This window comes from uncultured Gardnerella sp. (assembly GCF_947280595.1).
GTDB lineage: Bacteria > Actinomycetota > Actinomycetes > Actinomycetales > Bifidobacteriaceae > Bifidobacterium > Bifidobacterium vaginale_A.
Genome location: NZ_CAMYOS010000005.1, coordinates 102,118 through 125,459 on the forward strand (window position 1 = coordinate 102,118; position 23,342 = coordinate 125,459).

General features: G+C 37.9%; 14 protein-coding genes, 2 tRNA genes and 1 riboswitch. Of the genes, 9 read left to right on the plus strand and 7 right to left on the minus strand.

What is annotated here, in order from left to right; genetic code table 11:
- The first annotated feature begins 30 nt into the window (after positions 1-30).
- Positions 31-2,148 carry a glycogen debranching protein GlgX gene (gene glgX, locus Q0X59_RS02865; protein WP_075523115.1) on the plus strand — a complete coding sequence of 706 codons (2,118 nt, stop codon included), beginning with the start codon at positions 31-33 and terminating at the stop codon, positions 2,146-2,148.
- 381 nt (positions 2,149-2,529) lie between these two features.
- Here the strand turns inward: glgX and Q0X59_RS02870 are convergent, their stop codons facing one another.
- Entirely contained in the window at positions 2,530-3,675 is a 1,146-nt protein-coding gene (locus Q0X59_RS02870) for an ABC transporter permease (protein WP_075523270.1), read from the minus strand.
- 263 nt (positions 3,676-3,938) lie between these two features.
- Between Q0X59_RS02870 and Q0X59_RS02875 the strand changes: the two genes are divergently transcribed.
- From Q0X59_RS02875 to aroA, 5 genes are all read left to right on the plus strand, one after another.
- Positions 3,939-4,015: transfer RNA gene (locus tag Q0X59_RS02875), tRNA-Pro, on the plus strand.
- 172 nt (positions 4,016-4,187) lie between these two features.
- Positions 4,188-4,289, plus strand: a riboswitch (TPP riboswitch).
- A gap of 37 nt (positions 4,290-4,326) precedes the next feature.
- On the plus strand, positions 4,327-4,932 hold the full coding sequence (locus tag Q0X59_RS02880; protein WP_297643002.1) for an ECF transporter S component: 606 nt from the start codon (positions 4,327-4,329) through the stop codon (positions 4,930-4,932).
- Between the two features lie 104 nt (positions 4,933-5,036).
- Complete coding sequence (locus Q0X59_RS02885; RefSeq protein ID WP_297643004.1) at positions 5,037-6,671, plus strand: ABC transporter ATP-binding protein; 1,635 nt, start codon at positions 5,037-5,039, stop codon at positions 6,669-6,671.
- Entirely contained in the window at positions 6,671-7,555 is an 885-nt protein-coding gene (locus Q0X59_RS02890) for an energy-coupling factor transporter transmembrane component T (protein ID WP_297643006.1), read from the plus strand. The genes Q0X59_RS02885 and Q0X59_RS02890 overlap by 1 nt, the downstream gene beginning before the upstream one ends.
- A 170-nt stretch (positions 7,556-7,725) precedes the next feature.
- A complete protein-coding gene (gene aroA, locus Q0X59_RS02895; protein ID WP_297643008.1) occupies positions 7,726-9,081 on the plus strand; it encodes a 3-phosphoshikimate 1-carboxyvinyltransferase in 1,356 nt (451 codons plus the stop codon).
- Positions 9,082-9,189: 108 nt separating this feature from the next.
- Here aroA and Q0X59_RS02900 read toward each other — a convergent pair whose 3' ends face one another.
- The 3 genes from Q0X59_RS02900 to guaA all read right to left on the minus strand — a co-directional run bounded on the left by Q0X59_RS02900 (position 9,190) and on the right by guaA (position 14,209).
- Positions 9,190-10,419 carry an acetate kinase gene (locus Q0X59_RS02900; RefSeq protein ID WP_297643010.1) on the minus strand — a complete coding sequence of 410 codons (1,230 nt, stop codon included), beginning with the start codon at positions 10,417-10,419 and terminating at the stop codon, positions 9,190-9,192.
- A 166-nt stretch (positions 10,420-10,585) separates the two neighbouring features.
- A complete protein-coding gene (gene pta / locus Q0X59_RS02905) occupies positions 10,586-12,292 on the minus strand; it encodes a phosphate acetyltransferase (RefSeq protein WP_297643012.1) in 1,707 nt (568 codons plus the stop codon).
- Between the two features lie 354 nt (positions 12,293-12,646).
- The gene (guaA, locus tag Q0X59_RS02910; RefSeq protein WP_075523263.1) at positions 12,647-14,209 is read right to left on the minus strand and encodes a glutamine-hydrolyzing GMP synthase; all 1,563 of its coding nucleotides are present in this window, start codon (positions 14,207-14,209) and stop codon (positions 12,647-12,649) included.
- Positions 14,210-14,665: 456 nt separating this feature from the next.
- Between guaA and Q0X59_RS02915 the strand changes: the two genes are divergently transcribed.
- The 3 genes from Q0X59_RS02915 to Q0X59_RS02925 all read left to right on the plus strand — a co-directional run bounded on the left by Q0X59_RS02915 (position 14,666) and on the right by Q0X59_RS02925 (position 20,252).
- Positions 14,666-17,143 carry a phosphoketolase gene (locus Q0X59_RS02915; RefSeq protein WP_075523262.1) on the plus strand — a complete coding sequence of 826 codons (2,478 nt, stop codon included), beginning with the start codon at positions 14,666-14,668 and terminating at the stop codon, positions 17,141-17,143.
- Between the two features lie 722 nt (positions 17,144-17,865).
- Complete coding sequence (locus Q0X59_RS02920; RefSeq protein WP_297643015.1) at positions 17,866-19,257, plus strand: PTS ascorbate transporter subunit IIC; 1,392 nt, start codon at positions 17,866-17,868, stop codon at positions 19,255-19,257.
- Positions 19,258-19,523: 266 nt separating this feature from the next.
- Entirely contained in the window at positions 19,524-20,252 is a 729-nt protein-coding gene (locus Q0X59_RS02925; RefSeq protein ID WP_297643016.1) for a GntR family transcriptional regulator, read from the plus strand.
- Between the two features lie 324 nt (positions 20,253-20,576).
- Here Q0X59_RS02925 and Q0X59_RS02930 read toward each other — a convergent pair.
- The 3 genes from Q0X59_RS02930 to Q0X59_RS02940 form a co-directional block, all read right to left on the minus strand.
- Positions 20,577-20,667 (minus strand) — tRNA-Leu (locus Q0X59_RS02930).
- Between the two features lie 64 nt (positions 20,668-20,731).
- Positions 20,732-22,825: an FAD-binding protein gene (locus Q0X59_RS02935; RefSeq protein WP_297643017.1), complete on the minus strand. Its 2,094-nt coding sequence runs from the start codon at positions 22,823-22,825 to the stop codon at positions 20,732-20,734.
- Positions 22,826-22,881: 56 nt separating this feature from the next.
- The coding region (locus Q0X59_RS02940; RefSeq protein WP_297643020.1) for a hypothetical protein at positions 22,882-23,342 on the minus strand (461 nt) is incomplete at its 5' end.

Genomic DNA, 23,342 nt, shown 5'->3' on the forward strand with positions numbered 1-23,342 from the left:
ACTTGCAAAAATATATGCGATACTTAGATTATGCAGATTAGACCAGGTTCTATGTACCCGCTTGGTGCCACGTATGATGGCGCGGGTGTGAATTTCGCGCTATTTTCAGAAGTAGCAAAGCGTGTTGAATTATGTTTGTTTGATGAGCAAGATAATGAAACTCGTATTGATATTGCAGAACAAAATTCATATGTGTGGCACACTTACATATCGGGTGTTCAGCCTGGTCAACGTTATGGGTATCGCGTTCATGGACCGTACGATCCAGCGCACGGATTGTGGTGTAATCCAAACAAGTTACTTCTAGATCCTTATGCGAAAGCTATCGAGGGTAATATTGACGGAGATGAAAGCCTATTTTCTTATTGGTTTAATAATCCAGACGATATTACAGCAATGAACACTTTAGATTCTGCATCTCATACAATGAAGGCTGCAGTAATCAATCCTTACTTTGATTGGGGTAATGATCAGCACCCTATGATTCCTTACCATGACTCAGTTATTTATGAAGCTCATGTTCGTGGTATGACTAATTTAGATCGTCAAGTTCCTCCGGAAATTCGTGGAACTTATGCTGGCTTGGCTCATCCAACTGTTATTAGTTATTTGAAGAAATTAGGTGTTACTGCTATAGAGTTAATGCCTATTCATCAATTTGTAAATGACTCATTCTTGCAAAATAAAGGTTTGAGTAATTATTGGGGATATAACACAATTGGATTCTTTGCTCCGCAAAATTCATACTCTAGCTCTGGTCAGCGCGGAGAACAAGTTAATGAATTTAAAGCAATGGTTAAGGCTTATCATGCTGCTGGTATGGAAGTAATTCTCGATGTAGTTTATAACCATACTGCTGAAGGTAATGATAGAGGTCCAACTTTAAGTTTCCGTGGTATTGACAATCGTGCTTATTACCGTTTGGTTGACAACGATCAAAGACATTACTTTGATACTACTGGAACAGGTAATTCTCTTCTTATGCGCTCGCCTAAAGCTTTGCGTTTGATTACTGATAGTTTACGTTATTGGGTTACTCAAATGCATGTAGACGGTTTTCGATTTGATTTAGCTGCAACTTTGGCTCGCCAATTCCAAGAGGTTGATAAGCTTTCAGCGTTCTTCGATATTATTGAGCAAGATCCAATTATTTCAAGTGTTAAGCTTATTGCTGAGCCGTGGGATATTGGAGTTGGGGGATATCAAGTTGGAGGATTCCCTCCAAGTTGGTCTGAGTGGAATGGAAGATATCGCGATTGCGTTCGCGATTTTTGGCGTTCTCAGCCTTCAACACTGCCTGAGTTTGCTAGCCGTCTTATGGGAAGCTCAGATTTGTATGAGCAAAATGGACGAAAGCCTGTTGCTTCTGTGAACTTTATTACTGCTCATGATGGTTTCACTATGAATGATTTAGTGAGCTATAACGAGAAACATAATGAAGCAAATAAAGAAGGCAATAATGATGGTGCTAACGATAATCGCTCTTGGAATTGCGGTGTTGAAGGACCAACAAGTATACACGATGTAAATGATCTTCGTCAGCGCCAAATGCGTAATCTATTTTCAACTTTGTTAATGAGTCAGGGCATTCCTATGATTTGTGCTGGCGATGAGATTATGCGTACTCAAAATGGTAATAATAATGCATATTGTCAGGATAACAGTATTTCTTGGATGAATTGGGAAGTGAATGAAACTCAACAAGAAATGTTTGATTTCGTTTCGAAACTAATTCATTTGAGATTGGATCATCCTGTATTGCATCGTCGTAGATTCTTTACTGGTCGTCAAGCGGATGATGATGTTTCAGAGATTCCGCAAGTTGAGTGGTTTGATCACACTGGTGTTGTTATGGATATGCATGCGTGGACTAATACTCACGCGTTGTCGGTTATGATCTATTTGAATGGTTCAGATATTCCAGAAACTGACTGGTATGGACGGAGAATGGTAGATAATGACTTCATATTGATTTTTAACGCACATTATGAGCCTATTACATTCACTTTGCCAGATAAAAGATATGGTGAAAAATGGACTTTAGTTGTTGATACTAATAATCCTAAAGGTCCACAATTGCATTATGAATCTGGTTTTAATATCGTTGCGCATTCAAGGAGTTTTTTGCTTTTGATGAGCGAGAAGTAGAGCGTCAAATAACGTATAGGTTTGTTTACAGAATATGACTGTTGTTGTGAAGCGTGGAAAATACTTACCTCACAGGAGCTTCAACTTTTTACGTTCGTTTAAATGTTGTTGCTTGTAATAGTAAAAGTTAGATTTTAGGTTACTTTAGTTTTATAAAGAGTTTGGATTAGGTGCAACTTTTTTAAATACCGTTTCGCTTTTTATTGTTCGTTAAGTATTTTCCACACCTCACTAGTACATGATGAGTGCGAAATTACATTGTCAGCAAGCTTATACGTAGTTTTACAAAACTCATCATTTTGATTGCTAGTCAAAAAGTGTATAAAAATTATTTCGCAAACAATCACATAGTTGAAACATAATGCGTAGAATCTTTGTATTTTACGCATTATGTTTATTTTGTGAATATGAGTTACCTTGTATTCTGTCGCTTTGTAGTGCTGCAACTTGTCGAGAAAATACTATAATCCATCCTAAAAATAGAAGGCATGATAGTGCTTCAACATTTGTTAGAGTGTTGTGCCCATTTAACCATTGAGTTCCAGCTAATGAAGTAATAATTATTGCTAAATCGGATGCTATATAAAAAGTTCTTGAAAGCTGCGGTGCTAGCCATGGAAGTCCAATAAGAACTGCTCCTACTAATAGTGTTACACCGCGAGCGCATAAATCGTGTATGAATGGGTGAGGAGTATATCTAAATGTTCCAATTCCTATGAATGCTATTCCTCCAAGAATCAGTAGGGTAGCCATAATGCTAGTGCGAATATAAAAATATTTTATAGGATGATCTTTATGATTATTGCATTTGTTGTTTGTTTGTTCGTTTAGCTCATCTTGTGTTTGTGTATCTGATTGTATTTTGTTTTTAAGAGTGTGTTGAGCTTCTATGAATTCTTCAATTGCGAAGTAACTTGTAATAATAATGCAAATTCCAGCCAATATTAGTGTTGCGTTAAACATGCTAGCTGCAAATGTTGTTCGATCTCCTAATTGTGAAAAATTATTGTTATACCAGTATGGATCATCTGATGTTAGTCCAGCTGTTGCTGCTCCTGAGATAACAAAAATAGGTAATAATGATGCAACGGTTTTTGCTTCTAATAGTTCAGCTTGCACTAGTGTTGCGTATCCTACTATTCCTGAAAGACCTGAGCAAAGTATAGGAAGATAACTGTTGACAACTGCTCGTCCTACAATGCTATTGATTATTGATAGTAGTGCGAAAGACATGAGAAACATTGTTGCGCCGTAAATAGTTGATAATGCGCTTATTTCAAAAGTGTTTTTTATGATTTTTATTAAGCGTTTTTTGTCGAATTCTCCATGAGTGCGTAAATATCCTACTATGAAAGCTCCCATGCTGCATATTGCGACTGTGCCTGAGGCAACTGTGAATAAACGTTGGCTTACTTGCCAAATGGCTGGCATAGTACCCATGTAAATATACATGATAGCTATAGCTAGTATTGCGCAGACTAGGAATGATATAAGACCTGCTGCTTCTGCGCGTTGGAATTTACCCATCATTTAACCTTTCTTGTTTCATGTATATTGTATTAGTGCGTGTTGAAATGCTGTTTAGTGTTTGGGTTTGTTTAGTGTTTGGGTTTGTTTAGTTTGTTAGAATTATTCGTATATAAAACGAGTTTTAATAAGACGTGTTTTAAACACATATTGGAAATATATTTTTATAATTTATATATTTACAGCGTGTCGCATTTGTGTTGAGCGATGATTTGCGCTACACTAATCACTTGTGCTTGGAACTGGATTTCAGTTAAAAGCATCGGGGTGTAGCGCAGTTTGGTAGCGCGCCTGCTTTGGGAGCAGGATGTCGCAGGTTCGAATCCTGTCACCCCGACCATCAGTGAAGCCTAGGTGTGAAGCCTAGGTTTTATTATTTCTTTCACAATATATTTGATTTTTGCTTATAATCAGATTTTTTGACGTACGTCTTTTAATATGTCTTACTAACGTGTAATGTTGTAGTGTTAGGCTTTCGCAATTATAGATTTTTGCGTTCGCCTTGTTTATAAAAATATTGACTCGGGAGCCACAAGGCTGAGAGGAAGCATTAGCTTCGACCGATTGAACGTGAGCTAAGCAATATTAGCAACGGAAGTCGCTCTTTTCCCGTGCCCAAATCTATTTATTTTAGAAAGAAAGGCACTTATTATGGTTGATACTTCAGTATCTAAGCATTCTAATCATTGGCGTGTTATTGACATTGTTATAGCCGCTATTATCGCAGTTGCGTCTGGCGTATTGTTCTGGGCTTGGGACATTGTCTGTGCAGCTCCTATTGATTTTTCTGCAAGTCTTTTGCCTGGCGCTGAAGGTTTGTGCAATGGTTTTTGGCTGTTCGCTGGTCCTTTAGCTGCATTGATTGTTCGTAAGCCTGGTTCTGCTTTGTTTGCAGAAACACTTGCTGCATTTGTTGAACTTCTCTTAGGCAATCAGTGGGGTGTTGGTGGATCTTTAATTGTTGGAATTATACAAGGAATCGGCGCAGAACTTGCGTTTATCTTCTTCTTGTATAAGTCTTGGAATTTTCTTACAGCGTCTATTTCTGGAGCTTTAGCTGGCTTAGCTTGCTTCTCATATAACTGGTTAAGCAACGGACAAAAATGGAATGCACAATATGCTTTAGCAAATGTTGTTACTTCTATTATTTCAGGATTGATCATTGCTGGCATTCTTATGTGGGTTGTACAAAAAGCATTAGCTGCAACTGGTGTGCTTGATCGTTTTGAATCTGGACGTCCTCAAGCTTTAGTTTGATTAAGTGTCAATAATGTCATGAAAATCGCGCTTTATGGTCATACATGGCTTTAAAGCGCGATATTTTAATTATTTATAAAGCTTTTAAATGAAAGTTTATTATTATGCAACTTGCGGATAATGCTGCTTGGAATCCTGCTAGTGTTGTTGCTAAGGATTGGGGTTGGCGTCATGCGACTCGTAAAGATTTTGTATTGCGGCATATAAATATTAAGATTCAACCTGGTCAGAGAGTGCTTCTTTTAGGAGCTTCAGGAGCTGGTAAAAGTACGTTGATGTCAGCTTTAGCTGGAGTTCTTGGTGATGAAACTGAAGGAATGGCTGAAGGAAGTCTTTCTATTGACGATATTGATGCTTCTAAAGCTCGCGGAAAAGTCGGTTTAGTTATGCAAGATCCTGACTCGCAAATAATACTTGAGCGCATTGGTGACGATGTTGCTTTTGGTAGCGAGAATATTGGTGTTTCTGCTGACGAAACTTGGAATCGTGTTCGTCAATCACTTGAAGCAGTGGGGCTTGAAGATATCACTTCTGGTAGTATCGGACTTCGCCGTTCTACTCAATGTTTATCTGGAGGTCAGCGTCAGCGTCTTGCTTTAGCTGGTGTACTTTCTATGCATCCTGGTTTGCTGCTATTAGATGAGCCAACTGCCAATCTTGATCCTGAAGGTGTAAAACAAGTTCACGATGCAGTTTCTAGAGTACTTAACAAAACTGGCGCAACTATGGTTGTTGTTGAACATCATATTGATGTGTGGATGGATTTAATTGACAGAGTTATTGTAATAGGAAAACCTTGGCAAGCTCAAGAAAATAATAGTTGTAAAGAAGATAGTAATATTGCTGATTCTTCGAATGAAAATAATTCTTGTGTAGTTGAAAAAAGTAATGATGTTTCTTCATGCTGTGTGATTGCTGATGGTAAGCCTGAAGAAATATTTGCGAAGTATGGAAATATGTTAGCTGATGGAGGAGCATGGGTCCCAGGTCGTAAGATTAAGTCTTTTGCTCCTAAAAAATCACATGATAATAGCTCTAAATTAGCTCTTTACACTGATGATTGTGCGTTTGGTAGAAACAAGCCATTAGCAGAGCATGTTAATATAGGTTTCCGATTTGGAGAAGTAAGCGTTTTAATGGGACCTAATGGTGCTGGAAAGACTACTTTAGCTCTTACTCTTGCTGGATTGTTAAAGCCTATATCTGGAAGTGTATGTTTAAATGAAGATTTAGTGCCAAAAGGGCGTAAAAACAATCTTTTTACTTGGAAAAGTCATGAGTTGCTAGGAAGAGTTGGAATGGTATTTCAAGAACCTGAACATCAATTCATTACTCCGTTTGTGCGTGATGAAGTTGCAATAGGTCCAAAAAAGCAAGGTAAAAGCAAGCAAGAAGCTTATAAAATTGCAGATGAAATGCTTGAAAGAATGAATCTTAAACGTTTCGCTCTAGCTAATCCTTATACTCTTTCTGGTGGTGAGAAAAGGCGTCTTTCTGTTGCGTCTTTGCTAGCTGCAGCACCTCGTGTTGTTATTATGGATGAGCCAACTTTTGGTCAAGATTTTACTACTTGGACTTCTATGGTTGAGTTGATTGCACAAATTAGAGATAGTGGTTCTGCTGTAGTTATGGTCACTCATGATGATGCTTTAGTTCAGGCTTTGGATGCTCGCGTAATCAGGGTTGATCATGAAGATTCTACAGAAAATACAAGTTGCGATGAAAGGAATGTAAAATAATGAAGAAAACATGCGATATCGCAACAGTTAAAAAAATAAATGAAGAAGATTTGCTAAAAGTTTCGCGTATTAACGTAACTCCATCATCGGATCGTGTAGAGCCTGAAAGACTTAAATCTCCATCGTGGTTTATTTGTAAACTTAATCCGATTAGTCGTTTTATTGGAGCACTATTTCTATGTTTACCAATGTTTATTACGCTTGATATAGTATCTTCTTCAGTAGCTTTCTTATTAGATTTAATTCTTCTAGCTATTGCTGGAGTTATGCCTTGGACTGTTTTACGTAATACGTGGCCAGTGTGGATTGCTGCATCTGGAAGTTTTATCTCTGTTCTTTTATACGGACAAAGTTCTGGAAAAATGCTATTTCAATTTGGTTTGATTCATATTAGTCAAGGATCAGCATATTTTGCTTGTAGCACATTTGTACGTGTTGCTGCAGTAGCAGTGCCTGGAGTTATTTTGGCTATTGGACTTGATCCAACTGATTTAGCAGATGGTTTAGTGCAAATCTTACATTTTTCGCCTAGATTCGTATATGGAGCATTAGCAGGATTGCGTATGTTTACCTTATTACAAGACGATTGGCGTGCTTTCGGTCTTGCTAGACGTTCTCGCGGTGTAACTGATAGTAAGGCGATACAACGTATGTTTTCTCAATCTTTTGGTTTGCTTGTTCTTTCTATTAGACGTGGTACAAAACTTGCAACTGCTATGGAAGCGCGAGCTTTCGGTAGTGATATTAAGCGTTGCCCAGCTAGGGATTCAAAGCTAACAATTGTAGATTGGATTTTTTACGCTATATGTATTCTAGTTCCTGCTATTGCTCTTACCGCTGCAATAAAAACTGGATATTATCATAATGCTTTTATACATATGTAAATAATAATAAAGGTGTGTTTGATACTTTAGTATGATTACAGAATTGCTTTTAGTGTCAAACACGCTTTTTATTTTTAAAATAACGCTTTTTTATTTTGTGTAAAACACGCTTTTTTATTTTAAAACATGCTTTTTCTTTTTGCGTACATATTGCTAGATAGTATCGTAGTATGAGTGAGCTTAACGAAACAATGCAATCCGATTTTTGGTATGCTCCATATGTTTCTAATCCTTTGAATGCAACTGTAACTTTGCCTGGTAGCAAATCTTTGTCAAATCGATATTTAATTCTTGCATCTGTTAGCACTAAGCCAGTTGTCTTACAAGGATTATTGCGCTCGCGTGATACTGAACTTATGCTTAATGCACTATCTGTATTTGGTGTTAAAACTGAGTCTTTAAGTGATGATGGGACGAAAATTCGTGTGATTGCGCCCAAAGATGGAGTTTTTCATGTAAAAAATAATGCTGAAGTATATTGTGGGTTAGCTGGAACTGTAATGCGATTTGTTTCTGCTTTAGCTTTGTTTGCGGATAATTCAGTGCGTTTTGATGGCGACTCGCAAGCATACGCGCGTCCTATGAAACCTGTTCTTGATGCTTTAGAGCAACTTGGTGCAAAAGTAACATACCATAGGGAAGTTGGTTTTTTGCCTTTTACTGTTACTCCGCCTTCGAGTGAAATTCTTAAAAATAGTTTTAAAAAGATTGTGCGCATAGATTCGTCAGCATCTTCACAATTTATTTCATCATTGCTGTTAATTGGTTCACGCATTCCTGGCGGATTAGAGCTTGAGCATATTGGTAAAATTTTGCCTAGTATGCCTCATATACGTATGACTATAGATGATATTTGTAAAGCTGGCGGGGAAGTAGAAGTTCTTCAAAATAAAGTTTGGAGTATTAAATATAGCGATTTAACATTGCCTGATATTGTTAGCGTAGAGCCAGATCTTTCAAATGCAGCGCCATTTTTAGGAGCAGCATTGATTGCTGGAGGAAGTGTTAGCGTACCTAATTGGCCGCTTTCTTCAACTCAACCTGGAGTCTTACTTCCTGAAATATTAGAAAAAATGGGTGCAAAAGTTAGTTTTGAAAAAACAAGTGATGATTCTGGAATAATTCATGTAGTAAGCAATGGTGTTATTAAAGCAATTCCGTATCTTGATTTAAGTCAAGCAGGGGAGATTGCTCCAAGTATTGCAGCTATTTTAGCTTTTGCGGATGGTACAAGTGAACTTCATGGTATTGCGCATTTGCGTGGTCATGAAACTAATCGTTTGCAAGCTTTAGTTAAAGAATTGAATCGAGTTGGTATTGGATCTAGAGAACTTGAGGATGGAATTCGTATTGAGCCAAGGAATAATATGCATGGGGAAGTGATGGAAACTTATGCAGACCACAGGATGGCAACGTTTGCTGCAATGCTTGGATTGCGTATAGAAAACATTCGCGTCAAAAACATTTCCACAACTCGAAAAACTATTCCTGATTTTCCGGGAATGTGGCATAAAATGCTTGAATAAACAAATACTTGAATAAAAAAATGACCGAATAAACAAATAATCCCGAGCCTAAATGGAACCCGGGATTATTTTGTGCAGAATGTTAGAGAACGCTACAAACTTGATTTTTTAGCGCTCAAACTTGTTGCCGTAGGTATCTTCGCCAGCTTCAGCAATAGCTGCAGCCTTGCGTGCAATCGCCAACTCTTCATTAGTTGGAATAACAGCAATAATCACAGAGCTATCTGGAGTGGAAATAATGCGTGGTTCTTTAGAGCGAACCAAGTTCTTTTCTTTATCGAGCTTTACGCCGAATGGTTCAAGCTTTTCGCATACTTTAGCGCGTACGATTTCATCATTTTCACCAACGCCAGCAGTGAATGTGATTACATCGACTCCGCCCATTTGAGCAGTGTAATTGCCAATGTATCCTACGATGCGATGAACGTATACTCCGAGAGCGAGCTTAGCGTCTTCATCGCCTTGAGCAATAAGTTTATGAATATCACGCAAATCACCATGACCAGTCATGCCCATCATGCCGGAACGCTTGTTGAAGAGAGTATCAAGCTCATCAACGTTCATGTGAGCATTACGAATAAGGTGGAATGCTACTGCTGGATCGATATCACCAGTGCGTCCACCCATCATTAAACCTTCAAGTGGTGTTAAGCCCATAGAAGTTTCAATTGGCTTGCCGGAAATTTGAGCAGAAGCGGAAGCGCCATTGCCAATGTGCAAAACGATTTGTTTCAAACCTTCAGCAGGTTTTCCAACAACGCTTGGAACAACGGAACCAATGTATTCGTGAGAAGTTCCGTGAGCACCGTATCTGCGGATATGGTAGCGATTTGCAATTTCCTTGTTCAAAGCGTAAGTTGCAGCAACTTGTGGCAAATCGTGGAAGAATGAAGAATCGAATACCATAATTTGTGGAACGTCTGGCAAAAGTTCGCTCATAACTTCTGCTCCAACAGCTTCTGGACCGTTGTGAAGTGGAGCTAAAACTGCCAAGTCTTTAACTTTGTTAATTGTCTTGGCATTTACTAATGCAGGCTTAGGGAATGTTAAGCCACCTTGCACAACTCGGTGACCTACAGCTACAATGCCAGATTCAGAAAGCTTTGGACCATATTCTTCGAAGAATCCAAGTACGCGTTTCAAACCTTGCTCATGATCGTGAACTGGTTCATCGAATTCATGTTTTTCGCCATTGAATACGTGCTTATAGTGGCCATCAACTGGCTCACCGATTTTCTCAACTATACCGGAAGCAATACCTTCGCCACTTCCAAGATCAACGAGTTGATATTTAATTGAACTAGAACCAGAATTGATAACAAGAACGGTTTTTGCCATGGGGGCATCCTCCATAAAGTATTGATAAGGCTAGTAAATTGCCACAGCCAAGTGTACATGTAAGTTTATACAACACTACTTATAGTACATTAAATGTTTGTAAGTAATTTACAGCATTTTTAAGTTTGTTAGTTTATTTATTTTGTTTGTTAGTTAGTTTATTTATTTATTTGGATTGTGCTTCAATAGCTGTAAGGGCTACTGTGTTAATAATATCTTGTACCAATGCTCCTCGAGATAAATCATTAACAGGTTTATTAAGTCCTTGTAAGATTGGGCCTACTGCTAATGCTCCGCTAGAACGTTGTACAGCTTTATAAGCAATATTGCCTGCACATAGATCTGGGAATACAAATACATTCACATGACCTGCAATAGAGTTTCCTTTAGCTTTTGATGATGCAACAGTTGGGGACCATGCTGCATCAAATTGAATAGAGCCAACAACTTGTAAATCTGGCGCTTTTTCATGAACTAATCGTGTTGCTTCTTCCACCATATCGACGTCTGGCCCTTTTCCAGATCCGAGAGTTGAGTATGAAAGCATGCCTACTTTAGGATCTAGTCCAAATGCTTTTGCAGTATTCGCTGATTGAATAGCGATATCAGCTAATTGTTCAGCATTAGGATTTGGATTAATAGCGCAATCTGCAAATATTGCAACGTGATCTTTGAAGCACATTATAAACGCTCCAGAAACTAATTTTGTTCCAGGCTTAGTTTTAATTACTTGGAGTGCAGGGCGAACTGTATTTGCAGTTGAATTTATTGAGCCAGAAACAAGACCGTCAGCTTGACCTAGAACTACTAGCATAGTTCCAAAATAGCTCGCATCTTTCAGCTGCTCTCTAGCTTCCTGTTCGCTCAGCCCCTTCTTTGCACGTAGCTCACAAAGTTTAGTAATCATATGCTTAAGCATTGCTTCGTCATTCATAGATTGGAAACTTGCTTTGCATATATAATCTAGATTCAATTCTTCAGCGCGTTCTAAGATTGAATCGCGTTCGCCTACGATAATAAGATTTACTATATCTCGTTGCAAGAGGTAATCAGCTGCTTTAAGAATGCGATCCTCTTGTCCTTCTGGAAGAACTATTGTTTTTTTATTTTCTTTAGCTTTACCTAAAAGATTGTATTGGAAAGCGTAAGGCGTAATCGCGCGTTTGAATGTTTGGTGTAGTGCGTTTAATACGTCTTCTTCTTTAACTGATTCTTCGAAAGTTTTTATTGTTTGCTCAATATTATTGCTATCTATTTCAGGAAGAACCCAAAGCGGAGTGTTACGTATATGAGAAACTTTACCTTCAATATTTGAGCAATTTTGAGATGTATAATCTCGTATTATTGCAGAGCCTATTTTCTCGTTGCAATCCGTGACGAAAATGCCTATAACTTTTGAACTTTCTTTAACGATTCTTGCATTTTGTGCATCGATAGTTTTTAATACTTGTTTCGAGGTGCGATTTTTTGATGAAACAACAAGGAAAATTGGAGATGCTAAATCAGCTGATACTTGTGCATCAAAAGCGAAAATGTCAGGATCGTATACTGGAGTGTAATCGCTTGTAATAATTACGCAAGCTTGAGCTTGTGTTTTATTTAATAATTCGTTGTAAGATGCAACAATATCTCCTCTTACTGTTTCTTTATTATCTTCTACTTCTAAATCGCTTACACCTATAACATTATCAAAGCTAGTGTTGCTGTTAGTTAGTTTTAAAAGTGAAGCAGTGAAAGCATCGTCTTTATGAGCATATGGTCTAAAAATAGTTGTTGAAAGTCTGTGTGCTAATAAATTTGTGATTCCTATAGCAACAACATTACGCCCATTATTGCATTGCGCACTTATGATAGAAACATTAGTTAGTGACACGCCTTTTCTCCTTTGATTCGGTTCGTGTTTAATATGCATTTAATCATATATTAAATTTTCTAGAACAAAGTTGTGTAATTTTGCATTGTATATGATTGTGCGAACTGCGCAACTTTATTTTCGTTATCATTTTAAACCATTTTAATAGTGTACATGCGAAGTATACGCGTTTTGTTTTAGTTTTATGTAGATTAGATTGTTTTGGTTCTGGTTTTTGCTTTGGTTTTGGTTCTGTTTTTGGTTTTATTTTTGTTTGATTATGATTTTTAAGACGCGACTTATAATTTACAAATAAAAAAATAGTATTGCCAACATATGCTGACAATACTATTTTTATATCGATTTTATATCGATTTATTCCCATTCGATTGTTGCAGGTGGCTTAGAAGTCACGTCAAGTACAACTCGATTGATTTGACGGCACTCGTTCGTTATGCGAGTGGAGATTTTTGCTAAAACATCATAAGGTACTCGTGACCAATCTGCTGTCATTGCATCTTCAGAGCTTACTGGACGAAGCACAATTGGAGATCCGTATGTGCGTTCATCGCCCTGAACTCCAACAGAATGTACGTCTGCTAGAAGTACAACAGGGCATTGCCAAATATCACGATCAAGACCGGCTTTAGAAAGTTCTTCTCGAGCTATAGCGTCAGCTTCACGAAGAAGTGCTAAACGTTCTCGAGTAATCTCTCCAATAATACGAATACCCAAACCTGGGCCTGGGAAAGGTTGACGCCATACAATCTCATCTGGAAGTCCAAGTTCGTGTCCAATAGCGCGAACTTCATCCTTAAATAAAGTTCGTAAAGGTTCAATAAGCTTAAACTTTAAGTCTTTTGGTAGTCCTCCAACATTATGGTGAGATTTAATATTTGCAGCTCCATCGCCGCCGCCAGATTCCACAACATCTGGGTAAAGCGTGCCTTGTACTAGGAATTTGACTTCTGCGCCAGATTTTCCAGCTTCTTCAATAACTTGACGTTGAGCTTTCTCAAAAGTGCGAATGAACTTTTCGCCAATAATTTTACGCTTACGTTCTGGTTCGCTTACGCCTTTAAGTGCATCGAGAAAATCGTCTTCTGCATCTACTGCAATAAGTTTAATTCCTGTTGCTTTAACGAAATCGTGCTTGACTTGTTCAACTTCACCTTTGCGAAGTAAACCATGATCAACGAACACACATGTCAGTTGGTTTCCAATTGCTTTATGAACTAATGCTGCTGCTACAGCTGAGTCAACTCCACCTGAAAGACCACAAATAACCTGTGCATCCCCAACTTCAGCGCGAATTTTTGCAACTTGCTCATCGATTATATTTGAAGGATTCCAGTCGTTTTCTAATCCTGCGCATTTGTGTAAGAATGTAGAAATAAGCTCTTGACCCAATGGGGTGTGCTTTACTTCAGGATGCCATTGAACGCCATAAAGTTTACGAGATTCATCTTGCATTGCTGCAACTGGAGCGCCTTGAGTGTGAGCGAGTACCTCAAAGCCTTCTGGAGCACTCTCAACTGCAACGCCATGACTCATCCATGTGTTTTGTTCTATAGGAGAATTTGCAAGTAATCCTTTTGTGTTGTCAATTTTTGCTTCAGTTTTTCCGTATTCGCCAAGTGCAGCTTTATCTACGTTTCCACCTAATTCATGTGCCATAACTTGGAATCCATAGCAGATTCCTAATACTGGCACTCCTGCTTCAAAAATTTTTGGATCAATATCTGGAGCTCCTGGCTCATAAACTGAAGCTGGGCCGCCTGAAAGGATAATGGCTTTTGGATCTTTTGCAAGCATCTCGTCTACAGGCATAGAGTGGGGAACAAGTTCTGAATATACATTTGCTTCTCTAACTCTTCTAGCGATAAGCTGTGCATATTGTGCGCCAAAATCAACGACAAGCACTGGTCCTTTTGCCATGATTCTCCTTTATATATTTCAACACGATTCAACTTATAATAGTGGCGCTTTTAGACGTTAGTGTTTGATTATGTTGAATTTCTTATACAAATATATTATGTGTGTGCTTTATGGTTATTTTTCTTTATGTTTATGTTTGTTTAGAAGATTTCGCTGTTGTAAAAGCATATGATTTGTTAGTTTCTTGTTAGTGTGTTGTTAAGAATTAGGGTATTTGATATGTAAAACGAACATAAAACTTAACATAATATATACAAACAACTATTTTTTTGTGCACTTAATCGCACATTTTTTCAACATAAGTGCACGAAGAAGTAACCAAATGAACAAAAGTCAGGCGTTGGAACTATACTGGAGCAGATGGAAAAAGAGGTGCAATACTTTTGTTTTGCAGCCTCTATAACCAAAATGGTAATGATCAAATGCACTGAAAAGTGCTTTAGTACAGGAGTACACATGACGAGTCCTGTTATTGGCACCCCTTGGAAGAAGCTCAATGCTCCAGTTTCCGAGGAAGCTATCGAAGGCGTAGACAAGTATTGGCGCGTTGCTAATTATCTCGCTATCGGTCAAATTTATCTTCGCAGCAATCCTCTAATGAAGGAGCCTTTTACTCGCGAAGACGTTAAGCATCGTCTGGTGGGCCACTGGGGTACTACTCCAGGTTTGAATTTCCTTATCGGCCACATCAATCGTTTCATCGCTGATCACCAGCAGAATACTGTTATTATTATGGGTCCGGGCCACGGCGGCCCAGCAGGTACTGCTCAGTCTTACCTTGACGGTACTTACACTGAGTACTATCCAAAGATTACGAAGGATGAAGCTGGCTTGCAGAAGTTCTTCCGTCAGTTCTCTTACCCAGGCGGTATCCCTTCACACTTTGCTCCTGAGACCCCAGGCTCTATCCACGAAGGTGGCGAGCTCGGTTATGCACTTTCACACGCTTATGGCGCTGTTATGAACAACCCAAGCTTGTTCGTTCCAGCGATTGTTGGCGATGGTGAAGCTGAAACTGGTCCTTTGGCAACTGGTTGGCAGTCCAACAAGCTTGTGAACCCACGTACTGATGGTATCGTTCTTCCAATCTTGCATTTGAATGGTTATAAGATTGCTAATCCAACTATTCTTTCCCGTATTTCTGATGAAGAGCTTCATGAGTTCTTCCACGGCATGGGTTACGAGCCATACGAGTTCGTTGCTGGCTTCGATGATGAGGATCATCTTTCTATCCACCGTCGCTTTGCTGACATGTTCGAAACTATCTTCGATGAGATTTGCGATATTAAGGCTGAAGCACAAACTAACGATGTAACTCGTCCTTACTATCCAATGATTATCTTCCGCACTCCAAAGGGTTGGACCTGCCCGAAGTTCATCGATGGCAAGAAGACCGAAGGTTCTTGGCGTGCACACCAGGTTCCACTGGCTTCTGCTCGCGATACCGAAGCTCACTTCGAGGTTTTGAAGAACTGGATGAAGTCCTACAAGCCTGAAGAGCTTTTCGATGAAAAGGGTGCTGTGAAGGAAGACGTTCTTTCCTTCATGCCAAAGGGCGAACTCCGTATTGGCGAAAATCCAAACGCCAACGGTGGTCGTATTCGCGAAGATTTGAAGCTTCCAAAGCTTGAGGATTACGAAGTCAAGGAAGTTAAGGAATTCGGTCACGGCTGGGGTCAGCTTGAAGCTACACGTCGTCTTGGCGTTTACACTCGTGACATTATCAAGAATAACCCAGATTCCTTCCGTATCTTCGGACCAGATGAGACCGCTTCCAACCGCTTGCAGGCTGCTTATGAAGTAACTAACAAGCAGTGGGATGCTGGTTATCTTTCTGGCTTAGTCGATGAGCACATGGCTGTAACTGGTCAGGTTACAGAACAGCTTTCCGAGCATCAAATGGAAGGCTTCCTCGAAGGTTACTTGCTCACCGGTCGTCACGGCATTTGGAGCTCCTACGAATCCTTCGTACACGTTATCGACTCCATGTTGAACCAGCATGCAAAGTGGCTTGAGGCTACAGTTCGTGAGATCCCATGGCGTAAGCCAATCTCCTCTGTGAACTTGTTGGTATCCTCTCACGTATGGCGTCAGGATCACAACGGCTTCTCGCACCAGGATCCAGGCGTAACCTCCGTGCTCTTGAACAAGACTTTCAACAACGATCACGTAATTGGCATTTACTTCCCAGTAGATTCCAACATGTTGCTTGCTGTTGCTGAAAAGGCTTACAAGTCCACAAACATGATTAACGCTATCTTCGCTGGTAAGCAGCCAGCTGCTACTTGGTTGACTCTCGACGAAGCTCGCGAAGAGCTCGAGAAGGGTGCTGCTGAGTGGAAGTGGGCTTCCAACGCTAAGAACAATGACGAAGTTCAGGTTGTTCTCGCTGGTGTTGGCGATGTTCCACAGCAGGAATTGATGGCAGCTGCCGACAAGTTGAACAAGCTTGGCGTTAAGTTCAAGGTTGTAAACGTTGTTGACTTGCTTAAGTTGCAGTCCGCTAAGGAAAACAACGAAGCTTTGACTGACGAAGAGTTCACTGATCTCTTCACAGCAGACAAGCCAGTCCTCTTCGCTTATCACTCCTATGCACATGACGTTCGTGGCTTGATTTACGATCGTCCAAACCACGACAACTTCAACGTTCATGGTTACAAGGAGCAGGGCTCCACAACAACTCCATATGATATGGTTCGCGTGAACGATATGGATCGTTATGAGCTTACTGCTGAAGCATTGCGCATGGTTGATGCTGCTAAGTATGCCGACGAAATCAAGAAGCTTGAAGACTTCCGTCTTGAAGCATTCCAGTATGCTGTCGACAAGGGTCTTGATCACCCAGACTACACTGATTGGGTGTGGCCAGGCGTTAAGACTGACAAGCCAGGCGCTGTCACTGCTACCGCTGCAACTGCTGGCGATAACGAGTAGTGTGAATACTGTTAGATTCATACTTGTTTAGCTAATTGTTAGCTTAATCGGGAGTTAATTTTTTAAAGATTAGCTCCCGATTTTTATATTTGTAAAATGGTGATTTGGCACTCTAATACTTGATTTTGCACTCTAATACTTGATTTAGTAATCAAATTATTTGTTAATCAATAGAATTATTTGTGAATTGTTTTATTATCTTTTAATGTAATAATTAAGTCATATTGGTCGCAATCTTCCAAACATCTTTAATAAAAACATGTTGAAAACTAAACAAATGTTTAGACAATAAAACATATGTTTAATTTTTTGAAAAAATGTAAAATAAATTTACAATTTAATTTATTTATGATTTTGACCTTATATTTTTCCGTTTTTCGGCGTGTCGAATCCGTATTTTTTCCATATAATATTATGAAAATCATAAATTTTTATAAGAAAAACGTTGTTATGTAGGTTTTTATATCGTTAAAAAGATATTATTAAAAAGTACATTAAAATACATGTGAGCTATACGATATTGAAGGTAGAGATTAAAGATAGAGTAGTTCTATCAACTTGTCATGTTCGCTTGCTTTGCACTTACTTTAATGCACTTTATTGATTCTGTTTTGCATTAGATTTGCTAAACAGAATATATCGTCATTTATTATGCAAAGTTTCGTTCAACTTCGTTATTGTTAGCAGGCTCAATCTTTATTTATAAATATAAGGAGTGAACCGTGAACGGTGTTCTATCTGTGTTGCTTGACATTTTTCGACAGCCAGCAGTAATTGTTGCGTTAATATCTATGATTGGCCTAATCGCACAGCGTAAGAAAATATCAGATATTTTGCAAGGTTCTATTCGTACATTAGTTGGTTTCTTAGTATTAGCTGCAGGATCTGGAGTTATAACAGATTCGTTAGCTCCTTTTGGAAGTATGTTCCAGCATGCTTTTAGAGTACAAGGTGTTGTACCTAATAATGAAGCGATTATTGGTACTGTATTGTTGAAATATGGTTCAGAGTCTGCTCTTATATTCTTCTTCGGAATGATTGTAAATATTGTTTTATCTATAACTTCTCGTTTTAAGTTCATTTACTTAACTGGTCATGTTGCATTTTATATGGCTAGTATGCTTGCTGTTATATTTAATGTATCTGGATTTGCAATGTGGGAAGTATTGTTGTGGGGCTCTATTGCTCAAGGCTTATTTATAACTATTTCTCCTGCTATTGTTCAGCCTTTTATGACAAAAGCTGCCGGTAAAGACGATGTTGCTTTAGGTCATCCTGCATCTGCTGGAGTTGCATTAGGAGCAATAATTGCTCGACTTACTTCTTCTAAAAAGAAGCCATCTAAGTCGACTGAAGATATTAAGTTCCCTTCTGCTTTAGGTTTCTTGCGCGATACTACAGTTCTTATAACAATTTCAATGGCAATAATTTATGTTGTAGTAGCTTTATTTGCTGGTTCTCAATATATTGAAAGTCAATTATCTCATGGTCAAAACTTTATTATATTTGTAGTTCTTAAAGCTGCAACGTTCTCTGCAGGCGTGTTTATTATTCTTGCAGGAGTTAAGGTTGTTTTAGATGAAATAGTGCCTGCTTTTAAAGGTATTTCTGAAAAGTTAGTTAAGAACGCAAAACCAGCTTTAGATGCTCCAATGACTTTTGGTTTTGCTCCTAATGCGGTTCTTATTGGATTCTTGTCAAGCTTTGTTGGTGGTCTTCTTGGAATGATTATTATGATAGTTTCTGGCTCAACAGTTGTAATACCTGGAATTGTTGCACATTTTATGGCTGGTGGAGTTGCAGGAGTTTTCGGAAATGGACAAGGCGGACGCAGAGGTTGCGTAATAGCATCTTTCGTAAATGGTATTTTTATCACGTTCTTACCTTTGTTGCTTTTGCCAGTGCTTGGCGATTTAGGTTCTGTAAATTCAACGTATTCTGATGCTGATTATGGAGTTACTGGTGTAGCTCTTGGATATGCTAATGTTTTTGGCGGTCGTGCTATCTTAGTTACTTCTGTAATCGTTTCAGTAATAATTTTCTATGTTGTTTCTTTTATTACGGCTCGCCGCAAAGTAGAAAATAATATCGAAAAAGTTGTTTTAGAATCGTAAATTATTTCATAAGATTTTCATATTGCTTGAATAAGTATCCGTAACTTTGATACTATTGATTCACATAGTAATAAACAAAAGCCGTTGTTACTGTTTTGATTGTATAGCGTTATTTTGCGCTTATGATTATTATTGTGGCAACGGTTTATTGTAGTATTGTGAAGCAATTAAGAAGATTTTAACTTTTAAGATTGTTAGATTTTAGATTTATTGTTATTGCAAAGGCTCTGTTTACTGTATTTGATTAAACATTGGAGAGTGATGTCATGCCTGATGGAGTGCCAAAATATATAGCAGTTCGAGATAATCTTCGTCAGCGCATAGATTCTATGGATCCCGAAGAACAGTTGCCTCCAGAGGTTGAGCTTTGCAAACAATATAATGTTAGTCGTATTACGCTCAGGCATGCTGTTGATAGTTTGATATTAGAAGGTTTGCTTGTTCGAGAGCAGGGTAGAGGTACTTTCAGAGCTAAAGGGATAATAAATAGCCAAAATAGGGAATTTATTTCTGATCGTATACAAGGATTTTATCGCGAAAGTGGTTCTTCTAGTTGTTCTATCAAATATAAGGTTTTGGAAAATAATGTTATAAATGATGAAGAAGCTGCTTTACAATTAGGCTTGAATGCCGATGAGGATCTTATTTGTTTAAAGCGATTGCGATATGTTGATAATATTTTATCTCATTACAGCACAGTGTATTTAAATGCTTCTCGTTTTCCTAAGATTTTAACGCATGATTTTTCTGAATCTTCTTTAGCTGATTTTCTTTTTAGTACGTATGCAATATCTCTTGCTGAAAATGAGATTTCAGTTCACGTTGAAAAACTTTGTAATCGAATGTCTGAAGTTTTAGAAGTTGACGAAGGCACTCCTGCTCTTGTTGCTCAATCTGTTGTAAAAGATAAGTTTGGAACTATTATCGCTTTTTGTGTAGCTGTTTATACTCCGAATTATGGAGATATACATTTCCATTTGCACTCAATCAATTAGTTTTTGGGTATTGCTCGAATTTATTGATATTTTGGATTAAATCTTGATATCTTGATGTTTGCTGTGATATCTTTGGCTGATTACTTTGTTATCTCGTTTGTTTGCTCTGTTTTGCATTGCTCTGTTTTGCGCGTGACTTTAATGTTTAATTTTGCGTGATACTTAGGATTCCTACATAATTTACGCTTAATTTATGGCATTTAATCGTTGCATATGCATAAAGAAAAAATAAAATCACAGAATTTTGCACATTATTTACACATTTAGCCTATTTTTAAGGTGTAAAAATAGGCTAAAAATGTTGATATATCAGCTCTCGCTGTATGGTGTCCGGAGCGGGAGTTGAACCCGCACGCCTGTAACAAATAGGCACTAGCACCTCAAGCTAGCGCGTCTACCATTCCGCCACCCGGACGTATTTTAGGCAACAGATAGAACTATAACACCTTTTTGTGAACTTTGCTTCGGCGTGTTGCAAATTATTTGATATTTTGAAGAATAATTTTAGTTGCATCTATATTCGGTTGAAAATCAATAATATTGACAGGTTTGTTATATATTTTATTTTGATTGTCAATAAAAGAATGCTGCGGAAGAATTGCGTTATTGTGATTAGGGTAGTCGAGCCTAGTGAAAGATCCGCGTGATTCGTGGCGATTTAACGAAGCGTAAAGTATTGCTTTAGAAAGAGTAATCATATTTTGTAATTCGTATATTGTTGTCATTTCTTGGTTGAATATAAGAGAAGTGTCGCGTGGTTTTAATTCTCTCGCGCTTTTTTCAATTTCGCTAATTGAATTTAATGCTTCAAGAATTGTTTTTTCACTACATCTAACAGCAATAGCATGTTCCATTACTTTCCCTAATTGTGCGAATAAGGCATAAGGATTACTTTCTGTGCTTTGTTCTGTGTTTTCTACTGTGTTATTTATTGTTTTATCTTTTGTTTCGCTAAGCATATGACGAATTATATTTGCTCGCTTAAATGTAAGATTTTTAAGTATTTCATTAGATGATTTATTTATTTCATGAGTATTTTCAGTATTTTCAGTTTCAAAATTTATATTATTTAGCTCATTGTTTGTTTGCGTGTTTGTTTGTAAGTAGTTGTCAGTTGAGTTGTCACTAGTGTTGTAACTAGAGTTGTCGTTTAAGCTGTCAGTCGTGTTGTTTTGCAAGTTATTTTTAGAGTCAATTTGTGAAGTTTTTATTGAATTTGCTATTGATATTCCAGCTTTCGTTCCAAAAAGACAAGCTTCTAGTAAAGAGTTTCCCCCAAGTCTATTTGCTCCATGTACTCCAACGCATGAGCATTCTCCAGATGCATATAATCCTTGTATAACTGATTTTTGATTTCCATCCCACTTATATACTTCTCCGTTTAAGCTAATCGGGATTCCTCCCATAGTGTAATGTGCTGTTGGCTTTATTGGTATGAAATCATGAGATGGATCGTAATTGCCGTATTTTTCTATTGTTTCAAGAACTTGCGGTAAAACTTCTTTCATATGATCTTTTTGTATATTCGTCATATCTAGCCATACGCAATCTTTTGATAAGTTATCGCTATGAGTATCTTCTACGCCTCTGCCTGCATCTATTTCTGAAATAATCGCTCTGCTTACTACATCTCTTGGTGCTAAGTCTGAGTGTATGGAATCGTAATTTTTCATGAATGCTTCATTTTTAGAATTGCGTAATATTCCTCCTTCGGATCTAGCTGCTTCAGAAATCAATATTCCTGTGTGAGATAATCCTGTTGGATGGAATTGTATGAATTCGCAATCTTCTAGTTGTAATCCGGCTTTTAGTGCTAAAGCCATTCCATCGCCTGTTAAATCCCATGAATTTGATGTTGTACTAAAAAGTCTTCCTGCTCCGCCAGTTGCAATCAATAATGATTTAGTAGATATAGATAGAATGTTGCCATTTGATTCATTGTATGCAACAATGCCTTCAACTCTATTTGACTCGTGATTTATTGCAATATCCGTTACATAGCATTCTTCTGCAAAATTAATATTTTCAGCTACGCATTGTTGCCATAGACTATACAATATTTGATGTCCTATTCTATCTGCAGCATATGCTGCACGACGAATCGGTTTTTGACCGAATTTAGAAGTGTGTCCGCCAAAATTTCGTTGAGCTATGTGTCCATCGTTTGTGCGGCTAAAAGCAACTCCATAGTGTTCCAGTTGTATAACTGTTTTTGATGCTTCTTTTGCTAGTATTTTTGCAGCATCTTGGTCACTAAGCCAATCTCCTCCGTGAACAGTATCGTAATAATGCCATTGCCAATAGTCTTGATCAATATTGCTTAAACTTGCAGCTATTCCGCCTTCTGCAGATCCTGTATGTGCTCTTAAAGCTTGTAATTTAGATATAACAAGTACAGATGGTTTTTTGCCATTTTCTGTTAGTTTTTTATATGAATCTGACTTTACTATTCCAATAGCTGCAGAAAGTCCTGCTGCTCCTGATCCAATAATCACAACATCGTATTGCAATGATTTAATATTTGGATATGAACTTTTATTTGTAGTTGATTGTTCGCTAAGAGTTGATGGCATAGTTCTATTTTCTCACAATATTGAATTATTTATAGCAAAATATTCTAGATTTAACGTCAGGATTTCTTTGTTAGTATTAAGCTATCGTTGTATCTTTTAATAAAACCATTTATTTCGAGCAGAGTTATTATTCCAGAAAATTCTGCAATAGATGGCATTGAGTTTAGAATTGCTGTTGAGTCTGGCATGGCTGTTGAGTCTGGCTGTGTTTCAATTTCAGAATCTGTTGTTGATTTACTTTTCTCAAATCTATTTTCTTTTCCTTTTATTATTTCTAAAGTTGTGTTGTATATTGCATCCATGTTTGCAATCATGTGACGTTTTTTGCATAGTTTGATTGCGTGCAAAATATAATTTTGTAAATTATTATTTATAGATTCTTCGAAATAGTTTTCTTCATTGTTTTTTGTTTCTTTCTTGAAATTAGATTCACAATTATTTATCAATTCGCTATTGCAAGACTTTGTGTGGTTGTTTGTGTGGTTGTTTGTGTGGTTGTTTGTGTGGTTGTTTGTGT

Coding starts and splice junctions, on each gene's coding strand:
- glgX (WP_075523115.1), top strand. CDS start 31: ATGCAGATTAGACCAGGTTCTATGTACCCGCTTGGTGCCACGTATGAT.
- Q0X59_RS02870 (WP_075523270.1), bottom strand. CDS start 3,675: ATGGGTAAATTCCAACGCGCAGAAGCAGCAGGTCTTATATCATTCCTA.
- Q0X59_RS02880 (WP_297643002.1), top strand. CDS start 4,327: ATGGTTGATACTTCAGTATCTAAGCATTCTAATCATTGGCGTGTTATT.
- Q0X59_RS02885 (WP_297643004.1), top strand. CDS start 5,037: ATGCAACTTGCGGATAATGCTGCTTGGAATCCTGCTAGTGTTGTTGCT.
- Q0X59_RS02890 (WP_297643006.1), top strand. CDS start 6,671: ATGAAGAAAACATGCGATATCGCAACAGTTAAAAAAATAAATGAAGAA.
- aroA (WP_297643008.1), top strand. CDS start 7,726: ATGAGTGAGCTTAACGAAACAATGCAATCCGATTTTTGGTATGCTCCA.
- Q0X59_RS02900 (WP_297643010.1), bottom strand. CDS start 10,419: ATGGCAAAAACCGTTCTTGTTATCAATTCTGGTTCTAGTTCAATTAAA.
- guaA (WP_075523263.1), bottom strand. CDS start 14,209: ATGGCAAAAGGACCAGTGCTTGTCGTTGATTTTGGCGCACAATATGCA.
- Q0X59_RS02915 (WP_075523262.1), top strand. CDS start 14,666: ATGACGAGTCCTGTTATTGGCACCCCTTGGAAGAAGCTCAATGCTCCA.
- Q0X59_RS02925 (WP_297643016.1), top strand. CDS start 19,524: ATGCCTGATGGAGTGCCAAAATATATAGCAGTTCGAGATAATCTTCGT.
- Q0X59_RS02935 (WP_297643017.1), bottom strand. CDS start 22,825: ATGCCATCAACTCTTAGCGAACAATCAACTACAAATAAAAGTTCATAT.